Genomic DNA, 16,399 nt, shown 5'->3' on the forward strand with positions numbered 1-16,399 from the left:
ACTCCAAAGACGGAGGGACCGGCTCCGGGTGACGCTGGAGTCACCGCCCGGGCCCGGCGGTGCCCTGACGCAGCTCACGAAGGAGACCAGGACGTGTTGCTTCCCACCGAGAAACCGACCCCGGCCGCCGCCTCCCGTGTCGCACCCGCCGTCCGCCAGGCCGTCGCGGAGGGCCTGCTGAGCGAGGACCGGCCGCTGGCCGGGTTCGTCGACGTGCCGGGCGTGCGCGAGAGCGTCGCCGCGCTGCACGCGGCTTTCGCCGATGTCCCGGACGTGCTGCACGCCTTCGCCGCCAAGGCCTGCCCGCTCGTGCCGGTGCTGCGGCTGCTCCGCGACGCCGGGATGGGCTGCGAGGTGGCGAGCCCCGGCGAGCTGTGGCTCGCGCTGGACGCCGGGTTCGACCCGGCGCGCATCGTGCTGGACTCGCCGGCCAAGACCCGGCAGGAGATCCGCGAGGCCCTGGCCCTCGGTGTGGCGGTCAACGCCGACAACCTCGACGAGCTGGAGCGGATCGACGCCCTGCGCCCGGCCGGCTGCGCGTCGGTCCTCGGGCTGCGGGTCAACCCGCAGGTCGGCGCCGGGGCGATCGAGGCGATGAGCACCGCCACCGCGCACTCCAAGTTCGGCGTGGCGCTGCGCGACCCCGGCGCCCGCGAGCGCGTCGTCGAGGCCTTCGTACGGCGGCCGTGGCTGACCCGGCTGCACGGGCACGTCGGCTCCCAGGGCTGCCCCCTCCCCCTGATCGCCGAGGGGCTCGCGGCCCTGCACACGCTGGCCGAGGAGATCAACGCACGCGTCGGCCACCGCCAGGTCACCAGCCTCGACCTGGGAGGCGGGCTGCCGGTGAACTTCGCCGACGACACGGTCAGCCCGACGTACGCCGACTACGTCGCCGCGCTCACCGCCGCCGAGCCGGCCCTGCTGGACGGCCGCTACCGGCTGGTCACCGAGTTCGGCCGCTCCCTGCTCGCCAAGAACGGCTTCCTCGCGGCGCGCGTCGAGTACGTCAAGGACGCCGGCGGCCGGCGCGTCGCGGTCACCCACGCCGGCGCGAACGTCGCCACCCGCACGGTGTTCATGCCGCAGGCCTGGCCCCTGCGGGTGAGCGCGTACGGCCCCGACGGCACGCCCAAGCAGGCGGCCCTCCTGCGGCAGGACGTCGCCGGGCCCTGCTGCTTCTCCGGAGACGTCGTGGCGCACGACCGGGCGCTGCCCGAACTCGCCGAGGGCGACTGGGTCGTCCTCCACGACACGGGCGCCTACTACTTCTCGGCGCCCTGGTCGTACAACAGCCTGCCCCGGCCCGCCGTGTACGGCTGTCTGCCGCGCGACGGGCGCGTGCTGTTCGCCACCGTGCGGCCGGCGCAGACGGTGCGGGAGATCTCCGTGGAGAGCGGACTGGCCCGGGCGGACGCGCTGCTGACCGGGTTCGCGGTCCCGTCCGTGCCCTGACGGCGTTCGCCAGGCATCAACGGCGCGAATCGGAGCACCCGGAACCCGTCGTCTGACGAGGAGAGTTTCCGTGCTCTGGGTCGCCGTACTCCTGTTGCCGGCGTTGTCCGTCCTGCTCGTGGTCCTGGACCGCGTGGAGGACCTGTTGTTCGGTCCCGCCCCGGCCAGGCGCCGGCACGCCGCCGTGCGCAGGCGGCATCTGCGTCTGGTGCGCGGTGGCGCCGAGAGCGGGGAGCCGGTCCCCGACGAGGGCCGGTCTCGGCCCCGGGCGGCCTGACCGGCCCCTGGCTCCCCCTTGGCGCCGTCCGTGTGCGAGGCTCGCTCACGGACGGCGCCGCTCACGGCGTCGGCCGTCACCCCGACCGGCCAAGGGAGAGTCAGCGACATGCGCATCGGTCTGCTCGGCACCGGCCCGTGGGCGCGGATGGTCCACGCGCCCGTCCTGGCCACGCACGATGATCTGGACTTCGCGGGGGTGTGGGGCCGTCGCCCCGCCGCCGCCAAGGAACTGGCCGACCGTCACGGCACCCGGTCCTACGACGACGTCGACGCCCTGCTGGCGGAGGTGGACGCGGTCGCCGTGGCGCTGCCGCCGGACGTGCAGGCGGAGCTGGCGGTGCGGGCCGCCGCGGCCGGCTGTCATCTGCTGCTGGACAAGCCGCTCGCCGCGACGGTGGCGGGGGCGCGGGAGGTGGCGCGGGCGGTCCGGGATGCGGGCGTGGCGTCGGTGGTCTTCTTCACCACCCGCTTCCTGCCGGAGCCCGACGCGTGGATCGCCGAACAGGCGGGTGCGGGAAAGTGGTTCACGGGCCACGCGCAGTGGCTGGGGGCGGTCTTCTCGGACGACGGCGACAGCCCGTTCGCGACCCCGTGGCGGCGGGAGAAGGGCGCGCTGTGGGACGTGGGCCCGCACGCGCTGTCGGTGCTGCTGCCGGTCCTGGGCGACGTACGCCGGGTCGCGGCCGCGGTGCGGGGGCCGGGCGACACCTCGCACCTGGTGCTGGACCATGTCGGGGGTGCCTCCAGCACCCTGACGCTCAGTCTGACGGCCCCGTCCTCGGCGGCCGGCGCGGCCGTCGAGTTCCGGGGCGGGGCGGGGGTGACGCGGCTGCCGGAGAGCGCCTCGAACGCCGCCGACGCCCTGGCCCGGGCCGCGGACGCGTTGCGCGCCGCGGCCCGGGACGGCTCTCCGCACGCCTGCGACGCCGCCTTCGGCCTGCGCGTCACCGAGATACTCGCCGAGGCCGAGGGCCTGTTGGCCGCCGGCACCGGCTGAGTACGGGCGCGCGCCGGCTCAGGCGTGCCGGTGCCGGTGCGTGCGCCGGTTGCCGGTGACGGCCCGGTAGAGCACGAGCAGGATCAGCGAGCCGACGACCGCGGCGACCCAGGTGGACAGATCGAAGAAGCCGTCGATCGAGTCCACCCCGAAGATCACCTTGCCCAGGAAGCCGCCGAGCAGCCCCCCGGCGATGCCGATGAGCATGGTGACGAGGGCGCCTCCCGGGTCCTTCCCCGGCAGCAGCAGCTTGGCGATGGCACCGGCGAGCAGGCCTATCAGAATCCAGGCGATGATGCCCACGATTCCTCCTCTCTCCGTCGGAAATCCGGTGTCGGAAAATCCGGTACGCCTTCCGAATGCACGCACACGGCGTCCGCAAACCACCGAAGTGCGCGACGCGGCTGACGGATTCCGGGCCGCACCGCCTCCCGCTCGTCCGGTGCGCGTCCAGGTCGCCCTCCCGCGGGGCGGGTTCAGCAGGTCACTCGAACTCGAAATGGGCCCTTTCCCGCACGACGGGGTACCCCGCCTCGGTGAAGTGGGCGGCCATCGGGAAGTTGCCCCGGTCCGTGGCGGCGGCGATGAACTCGGCGCCCCGTTCGACCAGGAAGTGGGTGCACTCGGCGAGGAGGTCGTAGGCGTAGCCGTGGCCGCGGTGTTCGGGCAGGACGCCGATGAAGCCGACGCACGGGCCGGAGGGGTTGTGGGCCGGGATGTGGATGCCGGCGAGGTCGCCGTCCGGGGTGCGGGCGATCTGCCACCACTCGCGGGGCGACGGGCACCAGCGGAAGAAGTCCAGCTCCTCCTGGGCGGCCAGGTCGAGGCCGCCCTTCCCGATGGCCTTGCGCGCGTGGGCGTCGAGGGTCACGGAGTGGATGCGGCGCAGCGCGTCGAAGAACACCGCGTCGTCCGGTTCGGCGGCGAAGGTGAGGCGGCCGGGCCGTTCCGGCAGACCGCACTCGGGGGTCCAGCGGTAGACCAGGCGCTCCACCCACAGCCGTTGGCCGGCGGCGCGGGCGGCGGCGAAGCGGGCCTCGGCGGCGGCGTGCCGGACGGGGTCCTCGCGCCAGCCGGCGGGCAGGACCAGCTGGAGGCCGGTCTTCCAGGGCGCGGTGCGCAGGAGTTCGGCGCCGGCCTCCTCCTCGCCGTCGGCGAAGTCGAACCACTCGGCGCTGAGCGGTTCGGTGTCGTCGGGTCCGCCCCACCAGGCGGCGCGGGCGACGACCCGGCCGTCGCGCAGGGCGACCCGCTTCCAGTCGGGGCGGTAGGTGGCGTTCTTGAACGCCTCGGCGGCGTCCAGCGGGTCGGGCAGGGTGTCGAACAGGTGGGCGTCGCTCTCGTCGAGCGCGCGGACGACCAGATCGGTCACGGATTCCTCCGGGACGCGAAAGCGGTGGCGCTCCCGGGCGGTCGGACGCGAGGTCAGACGCGGCACGCCGGGGTCACGGTGAGGGAGCGCGAGGGACAGGGCGACTGCATGGCGCTCACCTCCTTCCGTGAGTCTCGGGCGTGCCGTCAGACCGTAGCGGTGCCGTCGCCGGAGCGTCCACCGGTTTTCCCGGCGGCCGCTCCAGCGGCCTTCCCCTCCCCTTCCGCGTCGATGCGCGGCAGCAGCCTGTCCAGCCACCGGGGCGTCCACCAGGCGTGCCGGCCGAGCAGTGTCATCACGGCCGGCACCATCAGCAGCCGGACGACGGTGGCGTCGATGAGGACGCTGACCGCGAGGCCGAGACCGAGCATCTTGACGACGATGTTGTCGCTGACGACGAACGCCGCGAAGACGCTCACCATGATCAGCGCCGCGCAGGTGATGACCCGGGCGGTGATCTCCAGGGCGTGGGCGACCGAGGCCTTGGCGTCGCCGGTGCGCAGCCAGGCCTCGTGGACGCGGGAGAGCAGGAAGATCTCGTAGTCCATGCTCAGGCCGAAGATGATCGCGAACATCATCATCGGCACATAGCTCTCGATGGGCACCTCGCCCGAGACGCCCAGCGCCGGCCCGCCCCAGCCCCACTGGAAGACGGCGACGACGACGCCGTAGGAGGCGGTGATCGACAGGACGTTGAGGACGGCCGCCTTGACGGCGACGAGGAGGCCGCGGAAGACGGCGAGGATGATCAGGAAGGCGAGGGCGACGACGACACCGATGATCAGCGGCAGCCGGCCGGCGACGATGTCCCGGAAGTCGACCTGGGCGGCGGTGGTGCCGGTGACGTAGCCCTCGGCGTCGTAGCCGGACAGCGCGTCGGGCAGGGTGTCGTCGACCAGGCGGTTGGTGAGGTCGGTGGTGGTGGCGCTCTGCGGGGACTCGGTGGAGTAGACGGTGGCGGTCAGGACGTCGCCGTCCTGGGTCGGTGTGAGCGGGGTGACGGTGGCCGCGTCCTGTACGGCGTTCAGGGTCTGCTGCGCCTTCGAGGAGAGGTCGTCGCGCTGGTCGGCGGGGACGTCGCTCTGGTCGATGACGACGGTGAGGGGCCCGTTGGAGCCGGGGCCGAATGCGTCGGTCATCAGGTCGTAGGCGCGCCGGTCGGTGAAGGACGTCGGGTCGGCGCCGTCGCCGATGTGCCCGAGCTGGATGGAGAGGACGGGAACGGCGAGGACGGCGACGGTGGCGACGCCCGCGGCCAGGTAGCGCAGCGGATGCCGTTCCACGCGCTGTGCGTAGCGGTGCCAGGTGCCCCGTGGTGCGGCGCCGGGCTCGGTGTCGCCCTCGGCGACGGGGCGGCGCACCCGGTAGCGGTCGATGCGCCGGCCGACGAGCCCGAGCAGCGCGGGCACGAGGGTGAGGGCGCCGAGCACGGCCGAGACGACGGTGACGGCGGCGGCGAGCCCCAGCTTGCCGATGAAGCTCACGCCGGACGCGTACAGACCGGCCAGCGCGATGATCACCGTGCAGCCGGAGACGAGGACGGCCCGTCCGCTGGTGGCGGTGGCGTGCCCGGCGGCGTCCGCCGGGTCGGCGCCGTCCATGAGGCCCTGCCGGTGGCGGGTGATCAGGAACAGGGCGTAGTCGATGCCGACGCCCAGTCCGATCATGGTGGCGAGGGTCGGTGAGACGGTCGCGAAGGTGAAGGCGGCGGCGAGCAGACCGAGGCAGGCGAGGCCGCCGACGACGCCGAGCAGCGCGGTCAGCAGGGGCAGTCCGGCGGCGATGACACTGCCGAAGCCGACGAGCAGGACGACGATCGCGACGGCGAAGCCGATCAGTTCGCTGACCCGGTCGTCGGGCGCGGGCCGGGCCAGTTCGCCGAGGGGCCCGCCGTACTCGACGTCGGCGCCGGCCGCGCGCAGCGGTTGGACGGCGTCGTCGACGCCGTCGAGGTAGCCGTCGCCGAGGGTGGAGGGCTGGACGTCGAAGCGGACGGTGATGTAGCCGGTCCTCCCGTCGCCGGAGAGCGGGCCGACCTTCGACGAGGTCTGCGTCAGCGGATTCTGGACGGCCAGCACATGCGGGAGTTTCTCCAGGTCGCCGACGGTGGTGGACATCTGTGTGCCGAGCGCGGCGAGGGACTCGTCGGCGTCGTGCAGGACGATCTGGCTGCTGTAGCCGCCGGCCTGCGGGTCGTGCTCCTTCAGTACGTCGAGACCCCGCTCGGACTGTGTGCCCGGCAGGGAGAAGTCGTCGGAGTAGGTCCCGCCGTGCAGGTGGTTCAGTGTCTGGAGCGCCGCGAGGACGACCAGCCAGGCGACGACGACGATCACGCAGTGGCGGGCGCACCACGCGCCGAGCCGCCGCAGCCCCCCGCCCCCGCGTTCCCCCGCTGCCGCCCCCGCTCCCCCTTCGTCGGCGTCGCTGGTGTCCATGACCTGGGCCTTTACTACCGCCGGATGGTTCGGGATCTTCCGATAAGGACCATTAGACGCTGTGGGGAGGATCCCGGCATCCCGGAGAACGGCCCTCGCGGGGGTTACGTCGCGGCTGCGGGCGGTACTCCTGGGCCGAGGGAGCGTCCGCCTCCGGATGCAGGGTGCGCTCCCGCGTTGAATGGTGTTAGTGGACCCGGTGACTGCACCGGGCCGAAGCAGCCCTCCGGACCGAGGAGCAGACCATGACGACGTCACAGCCCGACGCCTCCCGGCCGAACCCCGACCGCGCCACCCCGGACAACCTGCTCCACACGCGCACCGGCACCGATGTGTCGCCGGAGGACATGGTCCTCGGCTCGGGCCGGGACCTCACTCCGCGCAACCTCGAATGGGCCCGGCGCAAGCTCGAGAAGGAGGGGCCGGAGGCGATCGAGAAGCTGCTGCCGTGACCCGGTGACGGGCCGCCACGGGGTCACCCTTCCGAAGGGCGCCTTCGGGCTGTCAGACTGCGGAGGGTGCCCGACTTCGACATGCTCGTCCTCGGATCCGGTCCGGGCGGTCAGAAGGCCGCCATCGCCGCGGCCAAACTGGGCCGCCGAGTCGCCGTCGTCGACCGCCCCGACATGGTCGGCGGGGTCTCCCTCCACACCGGCACCATCCCTTCGAAGACCTTGCGTGAGGCGGTCCTGTACCTGACCGGCCTCACCCAGCGCGACCTCTACGGGCAGAGCTACCGCCTGAAGGAGGACATCACCGTCGCCGACCTGACCGCGCGCACCCAGCATGTGGTCGGCCGTGAAGTCGACGTCATCCGCAGCCAGTTGTCCCGCAACCACGTCGCCCTGTTCGCCGGCACCGGCCGGTTCGTGGACGACCGCACGGTCGCCCTGAGCGAGACGGGCGGGCGGGAGCGGCGGCTCAGCGCCGAGCACATCGTGATCGCGACCGGCACCCGGCCCGCGCGGCCGCCGAGCGTGGAGTTCGACGGGCGCACGATCCTCGACTCCGACAACGTGCTGACGCTGGAGCGGGTGCCGCGGTCCCTGGTGATCGTGGGCGCCGGGGTGGTCGGCATGGAGTACGCGTCGATGTTCGCCGCCCTGGGCAGCAAGGTGACGGTGGTGGAGAAGCGGTCCGGGATGCTCGACATGTGTGACGTCGAGGTCGTCGAGTCGCTCAAGTACCACCTGCGGGACCTGGCGGTGACGTTCCGCTTCGGGGAGACGGTGGCGGCCGTCGAGCGGCATCCGCGGGGCGCGCTCACCGTGCTGGAGAGCGGCAAGAAGATCCCGGCGGACGTGGTGATGTACTCGGCGGGCCGCCAGGGCCTGACCGAGGGGCTCGACCTGGACAGGGCGGGGCTGGTGGCGGACGCGCGCGGGCGGATCGCGGTCGACGAGCACTACCGCACCCGGGTGCCGCACATCTACGCGGTCGGGGATGTCATCGGCTACCCGGCGCTGGCCGCGACGGCGATGGAGCAGGGCCGCGCGGCGGCCTACCACGCCTGCGGCGAGCCCGTCGGGCGGATGCACCGGCTCCAGCCGATCGGCATCTACACCATTCCGGAGATCAGCTTCGTCGGCCGGACGGAGGACCGGCTCACCGAGGACCGGGTGCCGTTCGAGGTGGGCGTCGCCCGCTACCGCGAGCTGGCCCGCGGGCAGATCATCGGCGACGCGCACGGCGTGCTCAAGCTGCTGGTCTCCCCCGAGGACCGGACCCTGCTCGGGGTGCACTGCTTCGGCAGCGGCGCGACCGAGCTGATCCACATCGGTCAGTCGGTGATGGGCCTGGGCGGCACGGTCGACTACCTCGTCGACGCGGTGTTCAACTACCCGACGCTCGCGGAGTCCTACAAGGTCGCCGCCCTCGACGCCACCAACCGGCTGCGGCAGTTGGACCGGATCGGGGACTGACGGCCCGGACTACGGCAGGTCGTCCTCGTCGACCACGTGGACGGCGGCCTCCTCCGCGCCCGCGGCGCCGCCGTCCACTCCGACGTCGGTGGCGACCTCCTCCTTGGTGGCGTCGGTGCGGGCGCCCTCGTCGGGGGCGACCAGGCGGCCGGCACGGTCCCGGCCCGCCTCGGGGTCGACGGGCTCGCCCTCGCCCCCGGGGAGGTCGCCGATCCCGTCACCGACGGGCGCCTGCACGTCCGGGACCTCCTGGGCGAGGCGCTGGTCGAGGCTCTCGCCGTCGTGCTGTTCGGCCGCGGTGGTGCCGTGCTTGGTGACGCCGAGCGGCTTCTCCGGCGGGGAGTAGCCCTCGTCCAGGGTGTCGTCGTAGGTGCGTTCGTCGAGGGCGTCCTGGAGGTCGAGCGGGGCGGCGTCCTCCTGCTCCTCGTTGGTGCCGGTGGGCTGGTAGGCGTCGTCGCCGGTCGTCTCGGGTTCCGTACCCATCGAGGCCTCCCTGCTGGTGTCGGGGCTGCGTTGTCCCCGTTCGCGTATCCCGTCACGCGGGCCCCAACCACGGCACATGCCAACAGCACGGGCGGGCGCGGACGTTACCCGTCCGTCAATCTTGAAAGCTCAATCGTCTTGGCTATCATCACTCGCACACTCGGTGTGACCGTCCCTCGACGCAGGGTGGACGGTGCCCACCGCGCCCTTCCCCGCCCGTGCCCCGAGGTCATCCCCCGGCGGCCCGCGGCGGCGCACCACCCGCCACCCCCCATTGGCGCCGCCGGACCGTTCCCTGCCCCGGCGGTGTGCACGACGGAAAGCAGCGCGACCATGGGCAACAACAGCAGAGGGCTGCGGTCGAACGCCCTCGGCACGTTCGACACGGTGGTGATGGCCGTCGCGGGCAGCGCGCCCGCGTACTCGATCGCCGCCACCACCGCCGTCCTCGCGGGCGCGGTGGGCCTGGCCGGCCCGGCGGCGCTGCTGTACTGCGCGATCCCGATGCTGGGCATCGCGGTGGCGTTCAGCCGGCTGAGCCGGATCGACGTCAACGCGGGCGCGAGCTACTCGTGGGTGGGGCGGACGCTCCATCCGTTCCTGGGGTTCGTCAGCGGCTGGGCGCTGGTGGTGTCGACGACGATCTTCATGGTGGCGGGTTCGCTGCCGGCCGGGTCGATGACGCTCGCCCTGTTCGACGAGGGCCTGGCCGACGACACGGCGCTGTCGACCCTGGTGGGCGCCGCCTGGTTCCTGGTGATGCTGGGGGTGGTGCTGGGCGGCGCCCGGCTCACCGTGCGGGCGCAGATCGTGATGACGGGCGTGGAGCTGGCCGTGCTGGCGCTGTTCGCGGTGCTGGCGTTCCTGCACACGGACAACGCCCGGGTGTTCGACTGGTCCTGGCTGGGCTTCGACCAGTTCGACGGGGTGTCCGGGTTCGCGGCGGGAGCGCTGGTCGCGGCGTTCTACTACTGGGGCTGGGACGTCACCAGCAACCTCAGCGAGGAGACCCGGAACAGCCGCCGTACGACCGGGCTCGCCGGTGTGCTCGGCGTGGTCGTCGTCTTCCTGCTCTTCGAGGTCTTCACCATCGCGGTGAACATCGTCCTCAGCGGGCGGCAGATCCAGGAGAACGGCGCGAACGTGCTGGCCGTGCTCGGCGAGGAGGTGTGGCCGGGCTGGGGCGGGAAGCTGCTGATCGTCGCCGTGCTGCTGTCCACCGTCGCCACGCTGGAGACGACTCTCGTCCAGGTCAGCCGCTCGCTGTTCGCGATGGGCCGCGACCGCACGATGCCGTCGGCGCTGGGCCGGGTGCACCGCACGTGGAACACGCCGTACGTCGCCGTCGGCGCGGTCGGCGCGGTGGCGCTGGTGATGCTCGTCGCCGCCAACGCGCTGGGCTCGGTGGGTGACATCCTCAGCGAGGCGATCTCGGCGATCGGTCTGCAGATCGCCGTGTACTACGGGCTCGCGGGTCTCGCGGCGGTCGTCGCCTACCGCCGGATGCTGTTCAGGTCCCCGGGGCACTTCCTGCTGGGCGGGGTGTGGCCGCTGGGCGGTGCCCTGTTCATGTTCTGGGTGTTCGCGGAGTCGCTGGGCCGGCTGAGTTCCGCGGCCGTCGCGATCGGTCTGGGCGGGCTCGCGGTGGGGCTGGTGCCGATGGTCTGGTACTGGCGGCAGGGCAGCGACTACTACCGGCCGGCCCGGCTCGACGCCTCGCGGACCGTGACCGCCGCCTATGTGCCCGAGGGGCGCGCGCCGGCGCTGTCTCCCGCCCACGAGGGTCTCCCCACCGACTTCTAGAGAGGGAACCGGATGGCTCGGGGCCGTTTCGTTCCCGACTTCGACGTGGACTGCGGGGACACCGCGCTCTCCCTGGTCCGCCACGACATCGTCATCGGCCGCTGGCAGGGGCCGAGGGAGCTGCTGCGGGCGACCGGCGAGGACTGGGGCGCCCGGGGCCACCGGATCCGGCTGCTCGCCCAGGACTGCGCGGGCAGTTCGACGGTGGAGACGTGGCTCGCGGCCGAGCCGCACAGCGCCGACGCGCTGGTGCTGCGGGCGGCCACGGAGACCACCCGGGCGTTCAACCTGGCGATCGCCGCGGGCCGGGGCGTGCCGATCGACCGGAACCGCGTCGACTCGGCGGTGCTGGCCTGCCTCACGGCGGCCGACGCCTACCCCGAGGACCCGACGCCGTGGATCTCGCTGATCTCGGTCGCCCGGCTGTACCCGTCCGGGGTGCGTCGGCGTGAACTGGCGCGCTGGTGGGACGAGTTGCACCGCCGGGATCCGTACAGCATGGAGGGCCACCTCCAGGTGCTGCACTACTACTCGGCGCGCTGGCACGGCACGCACGGCCTGATGTACGACTTCGCGCGGGACGCGGCCGGCGTGGCCCCGCCGGGCTGTCCGCTGCCGGTGCTGGTGCAGTACGCCCGCGTCGAGGAGTACCGCTACGCCCTCGACGTGGCGCGGGGCCGGACGGCGGTGGGCCTCGCCCAGCACTGGTCCAACGACGGCGCCGTGGGCGACGTCCGCCGCACCTGGGACCGCTGGATCATGGGCCGCACCTCCGACGAGATCGCCCCCGCCGAACTGCGCGACCTCAACCACCTCACCCACGCGGCCTGTTCGGCGGGCGCGGCGGACCTCGCGGCCCCCCTGCTCCGGCTGCTCGGCCGTCGCGCCACCCGGACCCCGTGGTCCTACACCGGCGATCCCGTCCAGCAGATCCAGCGGTGGCGCAAGGAGTGGGAGGTACGCGCCTGAGGCGCCGCGGTCACGGGCCCTCCTCGCCTGGTCCGCCCGGCCGCGGGCGGGCCGGGCCCGCCGTCCACTTCTCCTCCACGCGGGCCCTCCGCCACACCACCAGGGCGGCGATCCAGGTGACGCCGAACAGGCCGACGATGACGAAGCCGAGGGTGTTCAGGTCGAGCGCGCTGATCCAGTCCCAGAACGGGCCGCGCAGGTCGAGCTCTTCCGCGAGCAGGCCGAGGAGTTCGACGGTGCCGATGAGCAGGGCGACGGCGACGGACAGGCCGGTGACGGTGAGGTTGTAGTAGACCTTGCGGACCGGCCGGGAGAAGGCCCAGCCGTAGGCGAAGTTCATGAAGGTGCCGTCGACGGTGTCCAGGAGGGACATGCCGGCGGCGAAGAGGACGGGCAGGCACAGGATCGCGTACCAGGGCAGCCCGGAGGCGGCCCCCGAACCGGCCAGGACCAGCAGGGCGACCTCGGTGGCGGTGTCGAAGCCCAGGCCGAACAGCAGTCCGAGCGGGTACATCTGCGCCGGCCTGGTCACCGAGGCCATGACCCGGCCGAGGAGGCGGTTGAGGAAGCCGCGGTTGTTGAGCTGTTCCTCCAGCGCGGCCTCGTCGTAGCGGCCCGAGCGCATCTGCCGGAAGACCTTCCAGATGCCCGCCAGGACGACCAGGTTGATCGCCGCGATGAGGTAGAGGAACGCCCCGGAGACCGTCGTACCGATCAGGCCGGCGTCGTGGAGGCGGGAGCCGTCGTCGCGGACCGGTCCGGCGAGGGACTTCACGCCGAGCGAGAGCAGCAGGGCCAGCGCGAAGACGACGCTGGAGTGGCCGAGGGAGAACCAGAACCCGACCGACAGCGGGCGCTCGCCCTCCCCCATCAGCTTGCGGGTGGTGTTGTCGATCGCCGCGATGTGGTCGGCGTCGAAGGCGTGCCGCAGGCCGAGCGTGTACGCGGTCACGCCGATGCCGATGCCGAAGGTCTTCTCACCGATGGCGTAGTGGTGCGGCACGACGACCGCGACGAGCGTGACCCAGCCGATCACGTGCAGCCCCACGACCACGGCGGCCATCCCGCCCACCCTGATCCACTCCTGCCGCGTCAGGGAGCCTCGGACGCGGCGCCACGCCGTGGTGGCGGGGAGGAGGGGTGGAGCGGAGTCAGGGGCGGCCGTCATGGGCGGGAGGATCCTTCCGGCGGGACGAACGGCCGCGTTCAGCAGCCTCGCGCCATCCTCCAGCACCTGCAAGTCATGTGCAGTAAAGCCCGTGACAGGTCTTCACCACGACTGCGGAAAGTCCCGGCTAGGGCGCCGCGTTCGGTCCGTCCGGCCTGGCGCGGCGCTGTTCGACCATCTCGCGGCTCAGCCGCTCCGTCTCCGGCTCCGGCAGCCGCTCGAAACCGTCCTCGGTGATGACCGACACGATGGGATAGATCCGGCGGTGGAGGTCCGGGCCGCCGGTCGCGGAGTCGTCGTCCGCCGCGTCGTACAAGGCCTGCAACGCCGCGAGGGCGGCCTCCCGCCGGTCCATGCCCGTGCGGAACAGCTTCTTCAACGCGCCCCGGGCGTACGGCGATCCGGAGCCCTCGGCGTGGAAGTCCGTCTTCTCGTACAGGCCGCCGACGACGTCGAAGCTGAAGATGCGGCCGCGGCCGCCCTCGGGCGCCGACGGGTCGTAGCCGGTGAGCAGCGGCACGACGGCGAGGCCCTGCATGGCCTGGCCGAGGTTCTGCCGAAGCATGGTGGCCAGGCGTCGCGCCTTCCCGTCGAGCGTCATGGCGGTGCCCTCGATCTTCTCGAAGTGCGCCAGCTCCACCTGGTAGAGCTTCACCATGTCCACGGCGAGGCCGACGGTCCCGGCGAAGGCGACGGCCGTGTAATCGTCCGCGGGGTGCACCTTCTCCAGGTCGCGCTGGGCGATCAGGTTGCCCATGGTGGCCCTGCGGTCGCCGGCGATCAGCACGCCGTCGCGGTAGGTGAGGGCCAGCACGGTGGTGCCGTGCGGCACCTGGTCGTCCGCGGCCCGCACGCCGTCCGGGAGGATCCGGCGGGTGCTGAGCAGTTCCGGGCGGTGCGCCGCCAGGAACTCGGTGAAGGACGAACTGCCCGGAGTGAAGAACTCCTCCCCCAGCCGCCCGCCGTTCTCGTTCCACGTCATCGTGCTCCCCCTCGTCTCCGGTCCGGCCAACGGACTCCTACCAGAGGCGGACCGCCGGGAAACGCGGGCAGGACTCACAGTGCCCCGCGCCGCACGAGCAGCCCCAGCACCAGCAGGCCCGGCAGCAGCGGCAGCCACACGGTCAGCAGGCGGTAGCCGAGCACGGCGGAGGCGGCCGCGGCGGCCGGTGCGCCGGCCACGGCGAGGGCGAGTCCGAGGGCGGCGTCCAGGGAGCCGAGACCGCCCGGGGTGGGCAGCAGCGCGGCGGCGCTGCTCGCCGCGAGGTAGAGCAGCGCCACCCGGACCGGTGCCAGCGGCAGGGCGACCGCCCGGCTGACGGCGACCAGCACGAGCGCGTGCAGCAGGGCGAACCCCGCCGAACCGCCCCACAGGGCGGCCGCGCGGCGCGGGCAGGCGTGGACGGCCCGCACGTCCGCGACCACGGCGGCCAGCACCCGTCGGCAGCGCGGCCACAGCCGCCGGCCCAGCAGGACGGTCCCGCCGACCGCCACGACGACCACGGCCGCCCATGCCCCGGAGTCGGGCGGCGTCCGCAGCACCCCCGGGCAGGCGGCGGCGAGGGCGACGATCAGGGCGCCGCGCGCCGCGCCGCCCGCGGTGGCCTTGACCGCGACGGCGGTCGCCGCCCGGCCGGCCGGCAGTCCGCAGCGCATGAGGAAGCGGAGGTTCACGGCGCCCGCGCCGAGCCCGGCGGGCAGTACGTGGTTGGCGGCGCAGGCGGCGAACTGCGCGGCCACGAGCCGCCCCGGCGGCAGCCGCCGCAGTACGGCGCCCTGCTGGGCGAGGGACGCGCACAGCCAGGTCCCGGCCGCGGCCGCCGCGGCCGCCAGCAGCCAGCCCTGGTGGGCGACCGCGAGCCGCAGGGCGCCGGTCTCCAGCACCGGCCAGTGCCGGTGGGCCAGGTACCCGGCGGCCACCAGGACGGCCAGGGTGAGGACGGTCTGCCAGTAGGCGCCTCTGCGTGCCGCCGCGACGGCGACCCGCTCGGACGTCATGCCGGCCCGTTCCCGGGGGCCAGGGGCGCGACATGCAGATCGAGGCGCGCGGACGGGTGGCGCTCCCAGCCGCGGGCGTACGCGGGCGGGGCGACGCCCGGCCGGGTCAGCACCGCGGTCGGGATCCGGCGGGCGGTGTCCACGATGCCCTCGACGGTGGTGTTGGCGTTGTGGCCACGCGGGTTGACGGAGCGGCAGCCGGTGTAGAAGGCGATGGGGACGGCGTCGACCCCGGTGAGCCGGCAGGGTGGGCGGACGCCCTGCCGGTGCAGGTCCGCGGCGACGCGGCTCCAGTCGCCGCGGCCGGCGGCGGTGCGGTCCACCAGCCGGTCCAGGACGGCGTACTGCACCGCCAGATGCCCGGCCAGGCCCAGCGCGACGAGCGCGGCGGCGGCCGGACGCCATCGGCCGTTCGTCCCGGTCACCAGGTGGAAGAGGGCGTCGGCGACGGGGATGGCGAGCAGGAGGTAGGCGGGCTGGAGGAAGCGGGGCGCCGCGTAGCCGATCAGGAACAGGTAGGGCAGGGCCGCCGTCGTGGCACAGGCGAGCAGGAGCAGGGTCGGGAGGGTGCGCCCGGCCCGGATCGCGATCACCAGGCCGACGGCGGCGAGCACCGGGAGGACGAACCACCAGGTCATGACGGCCGGATGGGGCAGTGAGCCGGTGCACGGGCGGCACAGGCCCCGGCCGGCGAGGCTGCGCAGCTGGTCGTCGACGGCGAAGTGCCAGCCGAGGCCGCCCTGGATGCGGGAGCCCTCGGCCAGCCGCTCCAGCGGGCCGCCGTGGGAGAGGAAGGCTTCGATCACCCACTGCCCGATGCCGGTGGCGAGCCCGGCCAGGAACACGAGCGCGAGGCGCAGCCGTCGGCCCGCCGCCACCAGGACGAGCAGCGGCAGGCTCGTCCACACGGCGTCGGTCGGCCGCATCCAGGCCATGAGCGCGCCGCCCGCCGCCACGCCCCACAGGGCGGCCCGGTCGCGGTGGTCGGCGTAGGCCCGCAGGCAGCAGCCGACGCAGGTCAGGGCGCCGATCGCGACCCAGTAGTTGGGCATGGCCGCCGGGCCGTAGAAGAGGGTGATCCACAGGGTGGCGAAAAGGGCGCCGGCGGCGGCCAGGACCCGGGCGGGGAAGAGTCCGCGCCACACGCGCAGGGCCAGGTACAGGGCGAGACCGGACAGCAGCGCGAGGTAGACCCGCAGCAGCTCGCCGGAGGTCGACCAGGTGGTGATCGGCGCCACGAGCAGCGAGACGCCCCGGGCGCGTGGCGCGCTGAAGAAGGCCGGGGGCGCCTGGGCGCTGTTCTGGCTGATGTACACGGCCTCGTCCCAGCCGATGCCCAGGCCGGGGCGGACGAGGAGGAGCTGTGCCAGGGTGAAGGCGCCGGCCACGGCCGCGAGCAGCCACGCGCCGCGCGGGTGCCAGGACCCGCCCGGCACGGCCGCCGGTGTGCCGCGTCGCGCCCCGACGAGCAGGGCGTTCGTGCCGTGCGCCATCGCTTCACCCCTCACCGATGATCGGAAA

15 protein-coding genes are annotated in these 16,399 nt (G+C 73.5%); 7 read left to right on the forward strand and 8 right to left on the reverse strand.

Features of this window, described 5'->3' with window-relative positions; genetic code table 11:
- Nucleotides 1–93: 93 nt before the first annotated feature.
- From ALMP_RS07555 to ALMP_RS07565, 3 genes are all read left to right on the forward strand, one after another.
- Entirely contained in the window at nt 94–1,452 is a 1,359-nt protein-coding gene (locus tag ALMP_RS07555) for a diaminopimelate decarboxylase (RefSeq protein ID WP_264925454.1), read from the forward strand.
- A gap of 70 nt (nt 1,453–1,522) precedes the next feature.
- On the forward strand, nt 1,523–1,729 hold the full coding sequence (locus tag ALMP_RS07560) for a hypothetical protein (RefSeq protein WP_264925455.1): 207 nt from the start codon (nt 1,523–1,525) through the stop codon (nt 1,727–1,729).
- Between the two features lie 108 nt (nt 1,730–1,837).
- A complete protein-coding gene (locus ALMP_RS07565; RefSeq protein WP_264925456.1) occupies nt 1,838–2,728 on the forward strand; it encodes a Gfo/Idh/MocA family protein in 891 nt (296 codons plus the stop codon).
- An 18-nt stretch (nt 2,729–2,746) separates the two neighbouring features.
- Here ALMP_RS07565 and ALMP_RS07570 read toward each other — a convergent pair whose 3' ends face one another.
- The 3 genes from ALMP_RS07570 to ALMP_RS07580 all read right to left on the reverse strand — a co-directional run bounded on the left by ALMP_RS07570 (nt 2,747) and on the right by ALMP_RS07580 (nt 6,535).
- On the reverse strand, nt 2,747–3,031 hold the full coding sequence (locus ALMP_RS07570; protein WP_264925457.1) for a GlsB/YeaQ/YmgE family stress response membrane protein: 285 nt from the start codon (nt 3,029–3,031) through the stop codon (nt 2,747–2,749).
- A gap of 181 nt (nt 3,032–3,212) precedes the next feature.
- Nucleotides 3,213–4,100 carry a GNAT family N-acetyltransferase gene (locus tag ALMP_RS07575; protein ID WP_264925458.1) on the reverse strand — a complete coding sequence of 296 codons (888 nt, stop codon included), beginning with the start codon at nt 4,098–4,100 and terminating at the stop codon, nt 3,213–3,215.
- Between the two features lie 146 nt (nt 4,101–4,246).
- Nucleotides 4,247–6,535 carry an MMPL family transporter gene (locus ALMP_RS07580; protein WP_264925459.1) on the reverse strand — a complete coding sequence of 763 codons (2,289 nt, stop codon included), beginning with the start codon at nt 6,533–6,535 and terminating at the stop codon, nt 4,247–4,249.
- Between the two features lie 245 nt (nt 6,536–6,780).
- On the opposite strand from ALMP_RS07580, the gene ALMP_RS07585 reads away from it, so the two are divergent.
- Complete coding sequence (locus ALMP_RS07585; RefSeq protein ID WP_264925460.1) at nt 6,781–6,987, forward strand: hypothetical protein; 207 nt, start codon at nt 6,781–6,783, stop codon at nt 6,985–6,987.
- 66 nt (nt 6,988–7,053) lie between these two features.
- A complete protein-coding gene (sthA, locus tag ALMP_RS07590; RefSeq protein ID WP_264925461.1) occupies nt 7,054–8,457 on the forward strand; it encodes a Si-specific NAD(P)(+) transhydrogenase in 1,404 nt (467 codons plus the stop codon).
- 9 nt (nt 8,458–8,466) lie between these two features.
- Here sthA and ALMP_RS07595 read toward each other — a convergent pair whose 3' ends face one another.
- Entirely contained in the window at nt 8,467–8,940 is a 474-nt protein-coding gene (locus ALMP_RS07595; RefSeq protein ID WP_264925462.1) for a DUF5709 domain-containing protein, read from the reverse strand.
- 333 nt (nt 8,941–9,273) lie between these two features.
- Between ALMP_RS07595 and ALMP_RS07600 the strand changes: the two genes are divergently transcribed.
- A complete protein-coding gene (locus ALMP_RS07600; protein WP_264925463.1) occupies nt 9,274–10,743 on the forward strand; it encodes an APC family permease in 1,470 nt (489 codons plus the stop codon).
- A gap of 12 nt (nt 10,744–10,755) precedes the next feature.
- The gene (locus tag ALMP_RS07605) at nt 10,756–11,712 is read left to right on the forward strand and encodes a hypothetical protein (protein WP_264925464.1); all 957 of its coding nucleotides are present in this window, start codon (nt 10,756–10,758) and stop codon (nt 11,710–11,712) included.
- A gap of 10 nt (nt 11,713–11,722) precedes the next feature.
- Here the strand turns inward: ALMP_RS07605 and ALMP_RS07610 are convergent, their stop codons facing one another.
- From ALMP_RS07610 to ALMP_RS07625, 4 genes are all read right to left on the reverse strand, one after another.
- Complete coding sequence (locus ALMP_RS07610) at nt 11,723–12,880, reverse strand: HoxN/HupN/NixA family nickel/cobalt transporter (protein ID WP_264925465.1); 1,158 nt, start codon at nt 12,878–12,880, stop codon at nt 11,723–11,725.
- A 127-nt stretch (nt 12,881–13,007) separates the two neighbouring features.
- Nucleotides 13,008–13,862: a proteasome subunit beta gene (gene prcB / locus ALMP_RS07615; protein WP_264925466.1), complete on the reverse strand. Its 855-nt coding sequence runs from the start codon at nt 13,860–13,862 to the stop codon at nt 13,008–13,010.
- Between the two features lie 74 nt (nt 13,863–13,936).
- Nucleotides 13,937–14,878 (reverse strand): lysylphosphatidylglycerol synthase domain-containing protein, encoded by a 942-nt coding sequence (locus tag ALMP_RS07620; RefSeq protein WP_264925467.1) that lies wholly within the window; start codon nt 14,876–14,878, stop codon nt 13,937–13,939.
- Complete coding sequence (locus ALMP_RS07625; protein WP_264925468.1) at nt 14,875–16,371, reverse strand: hypothetical protein; 1,497 nt, start codon at nt 16,369–16,371, stop codon at nt 14,875–14,877. Before ALMP_RS07625 ends, ALMP_RS07620 begins: the two co-directional genes overlap by 4 nt.
- Nucleotides 16,372–16,399: the final 28 nt, after the last annotated feature.

Source organism: Streptomyces sp. A012304 (genome assembly GCF_026008495.1).
Lineage (GTDB): Bacteria > Actinomycetota > Actinomycetes > Streptomycetales > Streptomycetaceae > Streptomyces.

Excerpts from the sequence above, each read along its gene's own strand:
- ALMP_RS07565 (WP_264925456.1), top strand. The coding sequence starts at position 1,838 with ATGCGCATCGGTCTGCTCGGCACCGGCCCGTGGGCGCGGATGGTCCAC.
- ALMP_RS07580 (WP_264925459.1), bottom strand. The coding sequence starts at position 6,535 with ATGGACACCAGCGACGCCGACGAAGGGGGAGCGGGGGCGGCAGCGGGG.
- ALMP_RS07585 (WP_264925460.1), top strand. The coding sequence starts at position 6,781 with ATGACGACGTCACAGCCCGACGCCTCCCGGCCGAACCCCGACCGCGCC.
- ALMP_RS07595 (WP_264925462.1), bottom strand. The coding sequence starts at position 8,940 with ATGGGTACGGAACCCGAGACGACCGGCGACGACGCCTACCAGCCCACC.
- ALMP_RS07600 (WP_264925463.1), top strand. The coding sequence starts at position 9,274 with ATGGGCAACAACAGCAGAGGGCTGCGGTCGAACGCCCTCGGCACGTTC.
- ALMP_RS07605 (WP_264925464.1), top strand. The coding sequence starts at position 10,756 with ATGGCTCGGGGCCGTTTCGTTCCCGACTTCGACGTGGACTGCGGGGAC.
- ALMP_RS07610 (WP_264925465.1), bottom strand. The coding sequence starts at position 12,880 with ATGACGGCCGCCCCTGACTCCGCTCCACCCCTCCTCCCCGCCACCACG.
- prcB (WP_264925466.1), bottom strand. The coding sequence starts at position 13,862 with ATGACGTGGAACGAGAACGGCGGGCGGCTGGGGGAGGAGTTCTTCACT.
- ALMP_RS07620 (WP_264925467.1), bottom strand. The coding sequence starts at position 14,878 with ATGACGTCCGAGCGGGTCGCCGTCGCGGCGGCACGCAGAGGCGCCTAC.
- ALMP_RS07625 (WP_264925468.1), bottom strand. The coding sequence starts at position 16,371 with ATGGCGCACGGCACGAACGCCCTGCTCGTCGGGGCGCGACGCGGCACA.